This window comes from Actinomadura barringtoniae (assembly GCF_017573505.1).
Lineage (GTDB): Bacteria > Actinomycetota > Actinomycetes > Streptosporangiales > Streptosporangiaceae > Spirillospora > Spirillospora barringtoniae.
In genome coordinates this window covers 26,308-40,980 of the sequence record NZ_JAGEOJ010000001.1, presented here as the reverse complement: position 1 = coordinate 40,980, position 14,673 = coordinate 26,308, and the positions used below count along the sequence as shown (strand labels likewise).

Here is a 14,673-nt window from a genome sequence, read left to right as displayed (position 1 = left end):
TGAGAGCAAGATCGGCGTGTTCTAGGCGGGGTGGGGGCGGTGGAACGCGTGCAGATGCTTGTCGAAGGTGTACTCCGTACGGACGAGCCCCTCGTTCTCCTTCAGCCAGCGGTCGCTGACCGCGCGCTCGTCGGCCCGGTGCGCGTCGTCCAGCAGGATCAGCGCGTCGGGGGCGCAGCGCGGTAGGAGCTCAGGGCCCGCCGGGTAGCGCGCGGCGGGGCCGCCGGTGCCGGGCGGGCCGTCCACGACCAGCAGCCCGATGCCCTCCAGGTCGCCGATCACGCTCGTGTCGTACCACTCCTTGGGGCCGTTCTCGCCCTGCCAGGCCGTGAGCGGCGCGTAGCGGACCTCGACGACGTCCTGCAGGTCATGGGCCCGGACGAGGTCCTGCGTGGCGTTGGCGAACCGCTCGTCGTGCTCCAGGGACACGATCCGGCCGGTCCCGAGCGACTGGACGACGTACCCGAGCCACACGCTGGACGCGCCGCTGCCGCACTCGACGATCAGCCCGGGGCGGCGGGTGTGGGCCTCGCGGACGATGAGCCGCAGCGCGTCCGGCGACAGCGCCCAGTGCCGCAGCGCCGGCATCGGCGCCCGCGGGGTGACCAGCGCGCGCAGGTCGATCATGGCCTCGACCTGCTGGTAGGCGGTGAAGACGTCCCGGCTCACCCACTCGCGGGCCTTGGAGACGTGCTCGTCGAGGTCGCCCAGGCGCTTCACGAGGTCGTCGTGGCGCCGCCCGTTCTCGAGTTCGGACCGCTCCATCGCCTCCTCGGCGCGGCCGTGTCTCGCCGTGAGACGCTGAACCTTGTCGTCGAGGCGCCGCACCATCCCCGACACCAGGGCGATCCCGGCCAGCACGACGGCGCCGAGGACGGCCGCCGTGGCGGGGCCCGCCGGAACCGTTCCGGAGGCGGACAGAACGACCGCCACGACGAGCGTGACGAGGACTCCGGCAAGGCAGATCAGGCCCAGTTGCCGGAAGGTGGGGACGCGCACGGGCACGACCTCCTGCGAGGAAGCGGCGAGAAAGAACGGGTCACTATGGCGTAGCGGGGAATGATCCCGGGTGACTCTCGGGTGGCCATTGCCTGAACAACTGCAGCGAGTGATGTCCGTCACACTTGAGGGCTGGTAAGCCCGACCGGGCAAGGGCGGGCGGTGGTGGGCTTCAGGCCTGTTCAAAGTGGGTCTCAGCCACGCACGCGAGCGCGCTACCTGGCCTGCGGGCCCGAAGCCGGAGGCGAGGGCCCGCAGGCCAGATCGCGAAGCGATGTCGCGCTCGCCGCTTGTGCGGTACGGCTCGCGGGCCGCCAGGCGAGCGGGCCGAGACCGCAGAAGCCTGGAACAGAGCGCGGTGTGGTCGGCGCCGGGTGTGCCAGGGGGCCGTACTCTATAGGGAGACGTTTTCGACTCGACACGAGTAGGAAGGACTAAAGCCCTGGCTCCCATGCCGGAGGGCCCTGCACCGGCCCCTGTGATCCAGCGCCTGCGGGTGCGCTATGCCAAGCGCGGCAGGCTGCGGTTCACAAGCCACCGCGACATATCCCGGGCCGTGGAACGCGCCGTTCGGCGCGCCGGGGTGCCTGTCGCGTTCAGTGCGGGATTCACTCCGCACCCGAAGATCTCGTACACGGGTGCGGCGGCGACCGGGGTGGCCAGTGAGGCCGAATACCTCGAGATCGGGTTGACCGAGACCCGCGACCCTGAGCGGGTGCGGACCGACCTCGACGCGGCACTGCCCGACGGCATCGACATTCTTGACGTCGTGCCCGTCGCCGCGGTGCCCGGCGGCGCGCAGAGCAAGCCGAGCGCGTTCGCCGAACGGCTCGAGGCGTCCGAATGGCGGATCAGGCTCGACGGCGTCGCCGATGGCGACGCGGCCGCGGCCGTGGCCGCCTTCTTGGCCGCCGACGAGATCGAGGTGGAACGCCTCACCAAGAAGGGACGGCGCCGGTTCGACGTGCGCGCCGCCGTGTCCGCGTGCGAGCTGGACCGGCGTGCCGCCGAGGCGGTGGATGCCCCTTGTGCGATACTTCGAATGGTTGTTCGGCATACCACACCTGCCGTACGACCCGACGACATCCTCACCGGACTGCGCCAGGTCGCCGACCTCGCGCCGCCGTCACCGCCACTGGTGACCAGGCTGGCGCAGGGGCCCCTCGACGCGGTCACCGGTGAGCTCGCGGATCCGCTTCATCCCGACCGGGTTCGGCCCGGGCGGGAGACCGCAGAGCCGTCCGGCGACGTTGCCGAGGCGGCCCATGGTCCTGCGCACGCGCAGTCCGGTGAAGCCGCGAGCGTGGATGCCGTCAGCGCCCGTTCTTAGGGCCGAAGCCGTGGTGGCTCCACGGAACCGGTCCGCAGGGGTGAACGAGCGCACCCCCGACGACTTTGTCGTCGCCGCCGGTCCTGACTGGGCCGGGGACGACGGCGCCAACGACTGACGGAGAGTTCCCGTGCGGCGCACCGCACCGATCCGCCCGATGGCGGAGCGTGCGGTCGCGCCCGGGAACCTGACGGGAGATTGCCCGGATGCTAGAGAACGAAGCCGATTCGGCCACGGCCGAACGCACTGATACCGATAACGAGACCGGCAGCGAGACCGGTAGCGCCGCCAAGCGGACGCGCACCCGCCGCCGCGCCGCGAGCCGCCCGGCCGGACCGCCCCCGGAGATCGACGACGCCGCGCCGGCGTCGGCGCCCCTCGCTCCGGCCGCGGACCAGGTCAGGGAGGCCGCCGAGCCGGCCGGGTCCGCCGAGCCGGCCGAGCCCGCCGAGGCGAAGGCCCCGGCGAGGTCCAGGTCGCGCGCCGCGAGCAAGGCCAAGGCCGCGGTGACCGACGCCCCGGTGGACGCCCAGGCCACCGACGGCCCTGAGGCCGCCGAGGCCCCGGCCGCCGCTGGGGACGCCGCGCCGCCGAAGAAGGCCACCCGGTCGCGTACGACCCGCAAGACCACCAAGAAGACCGCCGAGGCCGCCACCGCCGAGTCTGCCGGTGAGGGCGCGACCGCCGAGCCCGCGACTCAGGCGCCCGAGGGCGCCGAGGCCGTGGAGGCCGCCGAGGAGCCCGCGCCGAAGACGACCCGGACCCGCAGCCGCAAGCGCGCCACCGCCGCCGCGGGCCCGCCGCCCGAGGTCCCGGCCGTTCCCGAGGTTCCGGCCGCGCCCGGCACGCCCGCCGTGCCCGCCGCCTCGGCCGAGACCGAGGACGACGAGGAGGCCGCGGGCGGTGTGCCGTCGGTGACCTTCCAGCCGCCGATGGTCGTCTTCCAGCCGCCGGAGGCCGGTTCTTCCGCGCCCGCCAAGGCCAAGAAGGACGTCAAGAAGGACGAGCCGAAGGGTCCGAAGACCACCGAGGCGCCCGCCGAGGAGGAGCGGCCCGAGGACGAGGCCGACGAGAACGGCGCCGCCGACGACGAGGACGACGAGAACGGCGACCGCCCGTCGCGCCGCCGTCGCCGCCGGGGCGGCCGTGGCCGCGGCCGTGGTGGCAAGGAGGCCGGCGAGGACGAGGGCGGCCAGGACGCCGAGTCCGAGCAGGACTCCGTCAAGGACGAGCCCAAGCCCAAGGGCAAGAGCCGGGCCGACCGCGCCGAGAAGGCCGACAAGTCCGACCGTGCCGCCGACAAGGCCGACGACTCCGACGACGACTCGGACGACGACGACTCCGATTCCGGCAGCGGCTCCAGCCGCCGCCGCAGGCGCCGTCGCCGCCGCAGCACGGGTGACGGCGAAGGCAACGGCACGCAGGACGACCCGCCGAACACCGTCGTCCACGTCCGCGACTCGCGCGCAGTCGAGGACGAGGTCCAGTCCGTGCGCGGCTCGACGCGCCTGGAGGCCAAGAAGCAGCGCCGCCGCGAGGGCCGCGAGCAGGGCCGCCGCCGCCCGCCGGTGATCACCGAGGCCGAGTTCCTGGCCCGCCGCGAGTCGGTGAAGCGCGAGATGGTGGTCCGCCAGGAGGGCGACCGCACCCAGATCGCGGTGCTCGAGGACGACGTCCTGGTCGAGCACTACGTCAACCGCGCCACCCACCAGTCGTACGTGGGCAACGTCTACCTCGGCAAGGTCCAGAACGTGCTGCCCTCCATGGAGGCCGCGTTCGTCGACATCGGTAAGGGCCGCAACGCCGTCCTGTACGCGGGCGAGGTCAACTGGGACGTCGCGGGCCTGGAGGGCCAGCCGCGCCGCATCGAGTCCGCGCTGAAGTCCGGCCAGTCGGTCCTCGTCCAGGTGACCAAGGACCCGATCGGCCACAAGGGCGCCCGCCTGACCAGCCAGGTCTCGCTCCCCGGCCGCTACCTGGTGTACGTGCCGGACGGCTCGATGACCGGCATCAGCCGCAAGCTCCCCGACAAGGAGCGCAGCCGCCTCAAGAGCATCCTCAAGAAGGTCATGCCGGAGAACGCCGGTGTGATCGTCCGTACCGCCGCCGAGGGCGCCACCGAGGAAGAGCTCGCGCGGGACGTGTCGCGCCTGGCCGCGCAGTGGGAGCACATCCAGAAGCAGGTCAAGACCGCGTCCGCGCCGTCGCTCCTGCACGGTGAGCCCGACCTCACGATCCGCGTGGTCCGCGACATCTTCAACGAGGACTTCAACAAGCTGGTCGTCGCCGGCCCGGACGCCTGGGAGACCGTCGCCGACTACGTCCAGTACGTCGCGCCGCACCTGGCCGACCGCCTGGTGCGCTGGGAAGGCGACGAGGACGTCCTGTCGGGCTTCCGCATCGACGAGCAGATCGCCAAGGCGCTGGACCGCAAGGTCTGGCTCCCGTCCGGCGGCTCGCTGGTGATCGACCGCACCGAGGCCATGACGGTCATCGACGTCAACACCGGCAAGTTCACCGGCCAGGGCGGCAACCTCGAGGAGACGGTCACCCGCAACAACCTCGAGGCCGCCGAGGAGATCGTCCGCCAGCTCCGCCTGCGCGACATCGGCGGCATCGTGGTCATCGACTTCATCGACATGGTCCTGGAGAGCAACCGCGACCTGGTCCTGCGCCGCATGGTCGAGTGCCTGTCGCGGGACCGCACCAAGCACCAGGTCGCCGAGGTCACCTCGCTGGGCCTGGTCCAGATGACCCGCAAGCGCGTCGGCCAGGGCCTGCTCGAGGCCTTCTCGGAGACCTGCGAGTCCTGCAACGGCCGCGGCATCCACGTTCACCTGACGCCGATGGAGCCCAAGGCCGACAAGCCCGCCAAGGAGTCCGGCGGCCGCCGCCGCAAGCGGAAGGGCGACGTCGAGAAGGCCGTCGAGGACAAGCTCGCCAAGTCCGAGGCCGCCGCCGAGGAGGAGGCGACCGAGGCCGCCGAGGCGGCCCAGGACGCCGCCGAGACCGTCCCCGGCACCCTGGAGCCCGTCGCCGCCGAGGCCACCGACCTCAACGGCAGCGCCCCGTCCTCCGACGACGACGCCTCAGGCGCCAACGGCCGCCCCCGCCGCCGCACCCGCCGCCCGCGCGTCACCAAGCCCGCCGGCGCCCCACCCGAACCCGCCACCGTCGAAGACTGACGCTGAACACTGAAAAGGGGCCTCTCACCTGGTGAGGGGCCCCTTTCTCATGTCTTCAGGCCGGCTAGGTGGTGGCGGATCACGGTGCGGATGGTCGTGGGGTCTAGGCGGGTGGGGTGGAGGGCGCCGGCTAGGGAGAGGCCGTCTACTAGGGCGGCTAGGCGTTCGGTCTCTATCGGGTCGTCTACGCCTAGTCGGGCCAGGAGGCGGCCGGTGACCGTGCGCAGGCCCTGGTGGAGTTCGATGGAGATCGGGCGGAGCTCGGGGTCGGTCCGGGCGGCCACGACGAACTCCAGCCAGACGGCGATCTCGTCGGCTCGGGCGGCGTCCATCGGGAGGAACTCATCGAGGACCTCCTCGACCACGCGCATGGGGTCGTCGCCGGGGCTCAGGCGGTCCCGACGGGCGAGCACTCGGGCCTCGACCCGGTCGACCATCTCTCGCGCGGCGGCGACGATCAGCTCGTGGTGACTGTCGAAGTAGTGCCTCACCGAGCCGATGGCAAGGCCTGCCTCGGCGGCGACATCGCGCAGCGTGACCTGGGCGACGCCGCGGCGGGCGACCACCCGGAAGACGGCGTCCACCACGGCTCGGCGGCGCTCGACGGGGTCCACGATCTTGGGCATGTGTCCTTTATAGCATCGCCGTGCTATCTTATTTAGCACCAGGGAGCTAAATAAGGAGTGCGTCATGACCACAGCACTGCTCGTGGCGGCGGGCGTCGTCTTCGTCATCGGCCGCCGCTTCCTCGGCGAACCCCTCGTCGCCAAGGACGTCTTCGTCATCCCGCTCGTCATCCTCGGCGCCGCCGTCTACAACCTGACCAAGGTCCCGCACTGGAACGCCGTCGACATCGGCATCCTCGCCATCGGCGTCGTGGTCGGCGTCGCGTTCGGCGCCTGGCGCGGGACGAGCACGGTCCTGGAGCCGCGCGACGGCGTCCTCTACCAGCGCTACAAGATCCGCACCGTGCTCATCTGGGCGGGTTCGCTGGCGGCCGGCGGCGTCATCACGCTCACCGGTCACGGGCTCGGCATGCACGAGGACACCCGCCCGATCATGCTCTCCATCGGCCTGGGGATGCTCGGCGAGACCCTCACGCTCGGCGCCAGGGCGCTGGCCTCGGGCCACTCGTTCGCCCCGGCCAAGGACGGGAGCCCGACGCCGTCCTCGCTGAACCAGGTCCTGGACGCGCTGACCGCGCGTGCTCCCGGCCGCCCGCTCGACCACTCGCCCACGTTCGGCGAGTCCGTCCGGCGCCTGCGCGGCGAGCCGACCTCCACGCGGGAACGCTGAGTCGAATCTCATTCGGTCACGCCCTTCCCGTCGATCGGGCCGGTGCGTAGGGTTCTCGATCATGGGGAGTCCCGAAGCGTTCTTCACGGTCGACGGCGACGCGTTCGTCCCGGGGCGTCAGGCGCTCGGCCCGTGGGGCGCCGAGGTGATGAACGGCCGGGTCGTCGGAGCCATCGCGGCCCGGACGCTCGAACGCGACCATGGCGATCCGGCTCTGCTTCCGGCCCGGCTGACCGTCGACCTGCTCAGGCCCGCCGCGATGGCCCCGCTCACCGTGACGACCTCGCTCGTACGGGAGGGCAGGCGCATCCGGGTCGCGGACGCCGAGTTGCACCAGAACGGCAAGCTCATCGCCCGCGTCACCACCGTCTTCCTGCGCCGTTCCGCAGAACCGCCGGGCGACGTATGGGCCCCGAACGACCCGCTCCAAGCACCGCTCCCAAGCCCCACGGACTCGATCGACGACGGCTCGGTCTTCATGGTGGCGTTCAGCGAGAACGAGGACGGCGCCAAACGCCACGACCTGATCTGGGAGGGCGCCGAACGCCACAGCGCCTGGCTCAGGGAGGTACGCCCGCTCGTCGAGGGCGAGGAGCTCACCCCGTTCATCCGCGTGGCCCTGGCGGGCGACATCATCAGCCCGCTCACCAACTGGGGGAGCGAGGGCCTGCAGTTCATCAACGCCGACTACACGATCGCGCTCAGCCGCCTGCCCGACGGCCCCGACATCGCCATGCAGGCGTTGAAGCACCTGAGCGCCGACGGCATCTCCACCGGCTCGGCCACCCTCTTCGACCACCGCGGCCCCATCGGCACCTGCACGGTGATCGCCCTGGCCAACACGGCCGCCGACTTCACCATCGCCGACCGCTAGCCCCGCCCGCCGGCTCGACCGCTAGCCCCGCCCGCCGGCTCGACCGCTAGCCCCGCCGCCCGGCTCGATGGCCAGTCCCGCCGACCGGCTCGGCCGTTAGTCGCGTCGGCTGACGCGGTGGCTCCAGTCCACCCGTTCCGACCACGACCGCTCATGCCCGTACCGGGCGATCTCCCGCAGCCGCGCCGCCGCACTGCGTGCCGCCTCCGACGGACGCTCCCCGCTCTCAAGCGCCTCCGCCAGCGCCCGCAGTTCCCCGGCCGAGAGCGCCTCCTCTTCTGCGGTCTTCAGCACGTACCGCAGCTCGACCTTCTTCTGTCCCACTCTCAGCTCGGAGAACGACGGCTGCGGCTCGGCGAACATGCTCGTCACCAGGTCGGCGCGCTGCACTGTCGCCAGATCGCAGCGCTTGACTGTGCCGCCGCGCCGCACCGAGAGGACCGACCCCTCCAGCCACGCTTCCTGTGGACGCCGCCGGCGCCACCACCCCAGCGCTTTGACCAGGAACGGGCTCCACACGGCCCAGAACACCAGGGCGTGCCACTCAAGGGAGACGGTCGCCGCCAAGGCGAAGATGGGGAGCAGGACCAGGAAGACGATGAAGCCCACCTCATGGTGAGTCCATTCCACCGGTCGCCGGTTGGCGGGATCCCCGTTCCCCAGAACGCGCAGCGTTTTGTCTGCCACGGCACCAGTGTCCGCTGGAATCGATCACATGTCGTGTCCGGCGACACAGTTCGCCCCGGCGAAGAGGCGCAGGGCCCTGTCGGCGACCGTTTCCGGCACTTCGGTAGCGGGGAAGTGGCCCACCTCGTGCAAGAGCTCGAACCGCAGGTCGGTCGCCTGGGCGCCGAAGCCCGACATCTGGCTGGGAGGTAGGAGCGGGTCCCGGTCGCCCGCAAGAACGAGGGTGGGGACGGTCAGGCGGTAGCGCCGGTAGTGCCCGGCCAGGATCGCGGGGATCTCCTTGCCCGCGAGGTTCCGGTAGTAAGTGACCGTGGCGCGGACGCGGTCGGGCTCGCGGAACTGCGCCAGGAAGATCTCACGGTCCTCGGCGCTGAGCGTGGAGGAACGGTAGATCCAGTGGTTCAGCGCCCACTCGGGGATCGTTCTGCCGGCCATGGGGCGGCCCAGGGAGTTGGCGATGACGTGCCACAGGCGGGTGCCGTCGCGCAGGACTCGCGGTGTGGGGCGGAGGAACGGGTTGGCCGTGTTGAGGGCCATGTAGCCGGTCACGCGTTCGGGATGGCGGAGCGCGATCTGATAGCCCGCGACGCCGCCCCAGTCGTGCCCGATCAGCCCGAAGCGTTGTACGCCCAGCTGGTCGAGCAAACCGAGCACGTCATCGGCCATCACGCCCGGGCGGTAGCCGTCCGGGGGCGCGTCGGTCCAGCCCAGGCCGCGCAGGTCGGGGCAGATCACCAGGTGGCGTTCGGCGAGCGGCGCGATCACGTGCCGCCACTGCCACCAGTGCTGCGGCCAGCCGTGCAGCAGGACCAGCGGTTCGCCGTCGCCGGCCAGCGCCACGTGCGTGCGCAGGCCGGCGACGTCGACGAACCGGTGCTCGACCCCGGGCAGGTCGGGCAGCGCGCGCGTCACCTCGGGCAGGGTGCGCGTCACCTCGGGCAGGGTGCGCGTCACATGGGGCAGGGTGCGCGTCGCCTCGGGCAGGGTGCGCTTCACTGGGCTTCCACGCGGCTCATGAAGTCGCTGATCGCCGCGGCCAGCTGCTCGGGCTGGTCCTCGGGGGAGAACGTCATCGCGCCGCTGATCCACTTGAGGCGTGCGTCGGGGAAGTCGGCGGCCAGCCGTTCGGCGTGGCCGAGGGGGAAGAAATGGTCCCGGTCCGACCACGCGATGAGCACCGGGCGGTCGAAGCCCGCGAACCGCTTCGCCGCCGCCAGCGTGTGGCGGGGGTGCAGGTCGACGAGCGCCCGCCGCAGGTCCTCGCGAACGTCGCGTCCCCGCATCGCGGGCAGGACGTAGGTGTCGCTCACCTTCGCCGGGATCCTCTTCGCGAGCCAGCCGAACGCGATCGGCAGGCGGCGGAAGGCGTTCGGGCGCAGAGAGTTCAGCAGGACGCTCAGCGCTCCCGGTACCCGCGCGGCCAGCTTCAGGAAGCCGAACGCCTTCGGCGGGAAGTTGTCGTAGGCGTCGCACGAGGTCAGGACCAGCCGCGCGACCAGGTCGGGCCGGGTCGTCGCGACGAGCTGGCTCACCGCGCCGCCGCTGTCGTTCCCGACCAGCGTCACCGGCCCGACGCCGAGCTTCTCGATCACGTCGGCGACGATCCTCGCGAGCCCCGGCGGCGTGAGGTCGACGCCCGGCATCGACAGCTTGTGCGAGCCGAACGGCATGTCGATCACGATGCACTTCGCGTCCAGCCGCGGCACGACGCCGCGCCACAGGTTCGCGTTCACCAGCAGGCCGTGCACGAAGACCACGGGCTCGCCCTCGCCCGCCTCGAACACCTCCACCTGCCCGTACGGCAGCTCGATCCGCCGCGGCACGCCGAGCCTCGGGTCCCTCCACCATGCGTCCATGTCGTCCTCCTTGGAAGAATGTCTGTAGACGGGAAAATAACAAACAGGCTGCCTGTTTTAAAGAGGGACACGGTGATGGGTCGGCAAGCCGAGAAGTCCGAGACCACCCGCACGGCTCTGACCAGCGCCGCGCGCGAGCTCTTCGCCGAACGCGGCTACGCGGCGGTCGGCACGATGGAGATCGTGAACCGCGCCGGCAGCTCGCGCGGCGCGATGTACCACCACTTCAAGGACAAGCAGGAGCTCTTCCGCGCCGCGTACGAGCAGGTCCAGGAGGAGTTGATCAACCGGGTGGCCGAGTCCATGGACGGCGTCGACGATCCGCTGACCGCCTTCGAGACCGGCCTCCGCACGTTCCTGCTGACCTGCGTGGAGCCCGACAAGGCGCGCATCGGCCTCATCGAGGCGCCCGCCGTCCTGGGCTGGCAGGAGTGGCGCAGGCTCGACGAGCACTACGCCCTGGGCATGATCACCGCGGGTCTCGAGCTGGGACGGCAGACGGGCGTGCTCCGCGCCGACCTGCCCGTTCGCCCGCTCTCGCACATGATCCTGGCCGCCCTGGGCGAGGCGGGCCTGCTGATCGCCGAGGCCGAAGACCCCGACGCCGCGCGCAAGGAGGCCGAGCCCGCCGTCCTGGCGATCCTCAACGGCCTCCGCGCCGACCCCGCCCCCTAGGCGCGGCTCGAGGTCCGGATACGGCCCCCTTTCAGGCACACCTGAAAGGGGGGTGCGCATCCTGGAAGACCGTCCCCAGCCTGGTCGCGTGGAAGATGTGGCAGACAACGCGACAAGAGACCGTGAGTACCTGCTCGGCTCGGCGGCCGACCTGAGCGCCGAGCAGCTGGGCCTTCTGGCGGCACTGCTCGACCGGCACACGACGGCCTGTCTGGAGGACGTAGGCGTCGGCCTGGAGGACGTAGGCGTCGGCCGGCGCTGCCTGGACCTGGGCGCGGGCGGTGGCTCGATCACCCGCTGGCTGGCCGAACGGGCCGGAACCGTGGTCGCCGCCGACCTGGACGTCGCGCACCTCGGCGAAGGCCCCGGAATCCGAGTCCTCCGCCATGACATCAACGACGGCGTCCCAGAGGGTGGGCCGTTCGACCTGATCCATACGCGACTGCTGCTGTTGCACCTGGCCCGGCGCGAGGAGATCCTGCACGAGCTCGCCGGAGCTCTGGCGCCGGGCGGCTGGTTGGTGGTCGCGGAGTTCGGCGGCCCCCGGCAGTGGGTGCTCGCAGCGCCCACCAAGGCGGACGAAGAGCTGTTCCTGCGAGTTCAGGAGCTCGCGCACGCCGAGGCGGGGCGCATGGGCGTCTCGTACACCTGGGCGGACGAGGTCGATGGTCACATGGGCGCGGCCGGTCTGGTGAACGTGCACAGTTCACGCCTGTCGCAGACGACCGCCGGTGGAACAATCGGGTGCCTGCTGAACCGCAACTACATCCTGCAACTCGGGTCGCTGCTGATCGAGAGGACCGAGCTGACCGCCGAGGAGCTCGCCCGCTACTGCGACCTGATGCTCGACCCGCGGTTCCGCGCCCTGTTCTACGACTTCACCATCACCAGAGGGCAGCGCCCCGGAAAGTGAGATCACTGTGCATTCGTTGCCGGCCGCCGCCGCGGCCGTCGCGATCACCGCGGCCCCGGCGCACCCGGTGTCGCTGCGGCCGCTGACGCAGGTCTCCGCCGAACGGGTCCTGGTCGCCGACAAGGTGGCCGCCGCCAAGTTCGGCACGACGCTGCCCATCGACGACCCGGCCCGCGAGAAGCAGCTGCTCGACACCGTCGCGGCCAAGTCGGCCGCGCTCGGCATCCCGCCGCGGACGTCGGTACGAATCTTCCGTGACCAGATCGAGGCGAACAAGGTCGTGCAGCGGGGCCTCTTCGCGCGCTGGACCGCCCACCCCGACGAGGCGCCCAAGGAGCGTCCCGACCTGCAGAAGGAGGTCCGGCCGATCCTCGATCGGATCACCGACCGGCTGCTGGCCCAGATCAAGGCCACCCAGCGCACGCGTGGCCAGGCCTCGTGCGGCCCTCGCCTGGCCGTGGCGTACGTCAAGATCAGCAAGCGTGATCAGCTGGACGCGCTGCACGGAGCGGCCCTGCTCCGCGGCGTGTCCTCGGTCTGCGGCTCTTGAGCGGGTTCGCCTTCACCGCCGGGCATCCGGTACCCTGGACATTCGGCGCGTGCGAACGCGCCTTCTGACCTTGCCATCGGGGCCCCGGCGGGCGTTGCCCGAGGCGAGACCACAGCAGAGAGCGCCGGAGGATCCTCCTTCGGCGTGCCGCTCCCGGTGCCGGACGGGGGTAGGCCCTCATCCGGGGGCTGGAAGATCACGCGCGGGACCGGTCGGACCGGAAGCGCGCGCCAACGAAGGGTTTCGCGGTGTACGCGATTGTCCGCGCAGGCGGCAGGCAGGAAAAGGTGGCCGTCGACGACGTGCTCACCGTCGACAAGCTGGCCGGCGACGTCGGCTCGACCGTCACGTTCGCGGCCGTCCTGGTCGTCGACGGCGACAAGGTCACGAGCAAGGCCGCCGACCTGGCCAAGGTCGAGGTGACCGCCGAGATCCTGGGCGCGGTCAAGGGCCCGAAGATCAACATCATGCACTACCGGAACAAGACCGGGTACAAGCGGCGGATGGGTCACCGTCAGCCCTACACCGAGGTCAAGATCACCGGTATCAAGGCCGGAAAGTAAAGGGGAGGCGTCGATATGGCACACAAGAAGGGCGCATCGTCCAGCCGTAACGGCCGCGACTCCAACGCGCAGCGGCTCGGTGTGAAGCGGTTCGGCGGCCAGGCCGTCAACGCCGGAGAGATCATCGTGCGCCAGCGCGGCACCCACTTCCACCCGGGCCTGAACGTGGGCCGGGGCGGGGACGACACGCTGTTCGCGCTGGTCGCGGGCAAGGTGGAATTCGGCCGCTACCGTGGCCGTAACGCCGTGAGCATCGTCCCGCCGGCGGAGTAGTCCGCCGTTCAGAGACGTTTATCGAAGGGGCGGACCGACGCGGTCCGCCCCTTTGTTCTGTTCAGGGAGGAATCACCGTGGCTGCAGGCGCGCAGTTCGTTGATCGAGTAGTGCTGCACGTCGTCGCAGGCAACGGGGGGAACGGCTGCGCCTCCGTTCACAGGGAGAAGTTCAAGCCCCTGGGCGGCCCCGACGGCGCCAACGGGGGCCGGGGCGGCGACGTGGTCCTGGAGGTCGACTCCAACGCCGCCAGCCTGCTCGAATACCACCGCCGGCCGCACCGCAAGGCGTCCAACGGGCGTCCCGGCCAGGGCGGTCACCGCACCGGGGCGAACGGCGAGGACGTCGTGCTGCCGGTGCCGGACGGGACCGTGGTCAAGGACTCGCGGGGCGAGGAGCTCGCCGACCTGGTCGGCGAGGGCACCCGGTTCGTGGTGGCCCAGGGCGGCGCGGGCGGGCTCGGCAACGCGGCCCTGGCGACCGCCAAGCGCAAGGCGCCCGGTTTCGCCCTGCTGGGCGAGCCCGGCGACGAGACCGACGTCGTGCTGGAGCTGAAGAGCGTCGCCGACGTCGCGCTGGTGGGCTTCCCGAGCGCCGGCAAGTCGTCGCTGATCGCCGCGCTCTCGGCGGCCAAGCCCAAGATCGCCGACTACCCGTTCACCACGCTGATCCCCAACCTCGGCGTGGTCGGCGCGGGCGAAACGACGTTCACCGTCGCCGACGTACCCGGGCTGATCGAGGGCGCCAGCGAGGGCAAGGGCCTGGGCCTTGAGTTCCTGCGCCACATCGAACGGTCCTCGACGCTCGCGCACGTGCTGGACTGCGCGACGCCCGAGCCGGGCCGTGACCCGATCAGCGACTTCGAGGTCATCGAGCGCGAGCTGCAGGCCTACGACCGGGTGCTGGGCGACCGGCCGCTGTCGGACCGGCCGCGCATCGTGGTGCTCAACAAGATCGACGTGCCGGACGCGCGGGACCTGGCCGATCTGGTGCGGCCCGAGTTCGAGAGCCGCGGCCTGCGGGTCTTCGAGGTCTCCGCGGCGACGCACGAGGGGCTGCGCGAGCTGTCGTTCGCGATGGCCGACATGGTCACGCGGTACCGCGCCTCGCTGCCGACGCCCGAGCCGACCCGCCTGGTCATCCGGCCGAAGGAGCTCGGCGGCGCCGACTTCGAGGTCAAGAGCCTGGGCGACAACACCTACCTGATCACGGGCGAGAAGCCGATCCGCTGGCTGCGGCAGACCGACTTCGCCAACGAGGAGGCCGTCGGCTACCTCGCCGACCGTCTCGCGCGGCTCGGTGTCGAGGAGGCGCTCGCCAAGGCGGGCGCGGCCGAGGGCGCGACCGTGATGATCGGCACGCGCGACGAGTCGGTGGTGTTCGACTGGGAGCCCGAGCTCGACGGAGAGGTCGCTCCCGGCCCGCGCGGCACCGACCGCAGGCTCGACGGTTACCGCTAGCACCCGCCCTTA

The 14,673-nt window shown here is 71.4% G+C and carries 15 protein-coding genes; 10 read left to right on the top strand and 5 right to left on the bottom strand.

Features of this window, described 5'->3' with window-relative positions; translation table 11 throughout:
* Positions 1-21: 21 nt before the first annotated feature.
* On the bottom strand, positions 22-999 hold the full coding sequence (locus tag J4573_RS00210; protein WP_307796424.1) for a class I SAM-dependent methyltransferase: 978 nt from the start codon (positions 997-999) through the stop codon (positions 22-24).
* A 451-nt stretch (positions 1,000-1,450) separates the two neighbouring features.
* On the opposite strand from J4573_RS00210, the gene J4573_RS00205 reads away from it, so the two are divergent.
* A complete protein-coding gene (locus J4573_RS00205) occupies positions 1,451-2,329 on the top strand; it encodes a TIGR03936 family radical SAM-associated protein (protein WP_208253128.1) in 879 nt (292 codons plus the stop codon).
* A gap of 206 nt (positions 2,330-2,535) precedes the next feature.
* Positions 2,536-5,514, top strand: coding sequence for an Rne/Rng family ribonuclease (locus J4573_RS00200; protein WP_208253127.1), 2,979 nt, complete (start codon positions 2,536-2,538; stop codon positions 5,512-5,514).
* Between the two features lie 47 nt (positions 5,515-5,561).
* Here the strand turns inward: J4573_RS00200 and J4573_RS00195 are convergent, their stop codons facing one another.
* The gene (locus tag J4573_RS00195) at positions 5,562-6,140 is read right to left on the bottom strand and encodes a TetR/AcrR family transcriptional regulator (RefSeq protein ID WP_208253126.1); all 579 of its coding nucleotides are present in this window, start codon (positions 6,138-6,140) and stop codon (positions 5,562-5,564) included.
* Between the two features lie 64 nt (positions 6,141-6,204).
* Here J4573_RS00195 and J4573_RS00190 point away from each other — a divergent pair, with 64 nt between their 5' ends.
* Together J4573_RS00190 and J4573_RS00185 are read left to right on the top strand one after the other, a co-directional pair.
* A complete protein-coding gene (locus J4573_RS00190; protein ID WP_208253125.1) occupies positions 6,205-6,810 on the top strand; it encodes a hypothetical protein in 606 nt (201 codons plus the stop codon).
* Between the two features lie 61 nt (positions 6,811-6,871).
* The gene (locus tag J4573_RS00185) at positions 6,872-7,684 is read left to right on the top strand and encodes a thioesterase family protein (RefSeq protein WP_208253124.1); all 813 of its coding nucleotides are present in this window, start codon (positions 6,872-6,874) and stop codon (positions 7,682-7,684) included.
* Between the two features lie 96 nt (positions 7,685-7,780).
* On the opposite strand, the gene J4573_RS00180 is transcribed toward J4573_RS00185, so the two are convergent.
* Genes J4573_RS00180 through J4573_RS00170 form a run of 3 tightly spaced genes read right to left on the bottom strand, consistent with a single transcriptional unit; the run spans position 7,781 to position 10,227 of the window.
* Positions 7,781-8,371, bottom strand: coding sequence for a hypothetical protein (locus J4573_RS00180; protein ID WP_208253123.1), 591 nt, complete (start codon positions 8,369-8,371; stop codon positions 7,781-7,783).
* 24 nt (positions 8,372-8,395) lie between these two features.
* A complete protein-coding gene (locus J4573_RS00175) occupies positions 8,396-9,367 on the bottom strand; it encodes an alpha/beta fold hydrolase (protein WP_208253122.1) in 972 nt (323 codons plus the stop codon).
* Positions 9,364-10,227 carry an alpha/beta fold hydrolase gene (locus J4573_RS00170; protein WP_208253121.1) on the bottom strand — a complete coding sequence of 288 codons (864 nt, stop codon included), beginning with the start codon at positions 10,225-10,227 and terminating at the stop codon, positions 9,364-9,366. Before J4573_RS00170 ends, J4573_RS00175 begins: the two co-directional genes overlap by 4 nt.
* Before the next feature lie 75 nt (positions 10,228-10,302).
* On the opposite strand from J4573_RS00170, the gene J4573_RS00165 reads away from it, so the two are divergent.
* The 6 genes from J4573_RS00165 (at position 10,303) to obgE (ending at position 14,661) form a co-directional block, all read left to right on the top strand.
* On the top strand, positions 10,303-10,902 hold the full coding sequence (locus J4573_RS00165) for a TetR/AcrR family transcriptional regulator (RefSeq protein WP_208253120.1): 600 nt from the start codon (positions 10,303-10,305) through the stop codon (positions 10,900-10,902).
* A gap of 88 nt (positions 10,903-10,990) precedes the next feature.
* Positions 10,991-11,815, top strand: coding sequence for a class I SAM-dependent methyltransferase (locus J4573_RS00160; RefSeq protein ID WP_208253119.1), 825 nt, complete (start codon positions 10,991-10,993; stop codon positions 11,813-11,815).
* Positions 11,816-11,822: 7 nt separating this feature from the next.
* Positions 11,823-12,365: a chorismate mutase gene (locus J4573_RS00155; RefSeq protein WP_208253118.1), complete on the top strand. Its 543-nt coding sequence runs from the start codon at positions 11,823-11,825 to the stop codon at positions 12,363-12,365.
* Positions 12,366-12,613: 248 nt separating this feature from the next.
* Positions 12,614-12,928, top strand: a complete 315-nt coding sequence (rplU, locus tag J4573_RS00150) for a 50S ribosomal protein L21 (protein WP_208253117.1) — start codon at positions 12,614-12,616, stop codon at positions 12,926-12,928.
* 15 nt (positions 12,929-12,943) lie between these two features.
* Complete coding sequence (gene rpmA / locus J4573_RS00145) at positions 12,944-13,201, top strand: 50S ribosomal protein L27 (RefSeq protein WP_208253116.1); 258 nt, start codon at positions 12,944-12,946, stop codon at positions 13,199-13,201.
* 77 nt (positions 13,202-13,278) lie between these two features.
* On the top strand, positions 13,279-14,661 hold the full coding sequence (obgE, locus tag J4573_RS00140; RefSeq protein WP_208253115.1) for a GTPase ObgE: 1,383 nt from the start codon (positions 13,279-13,281) through the stop codon (positions 14,659-14,661).
* The last annotated feature ends 12 nt before the right edge of the window (positions 14,662-14,673 follow it).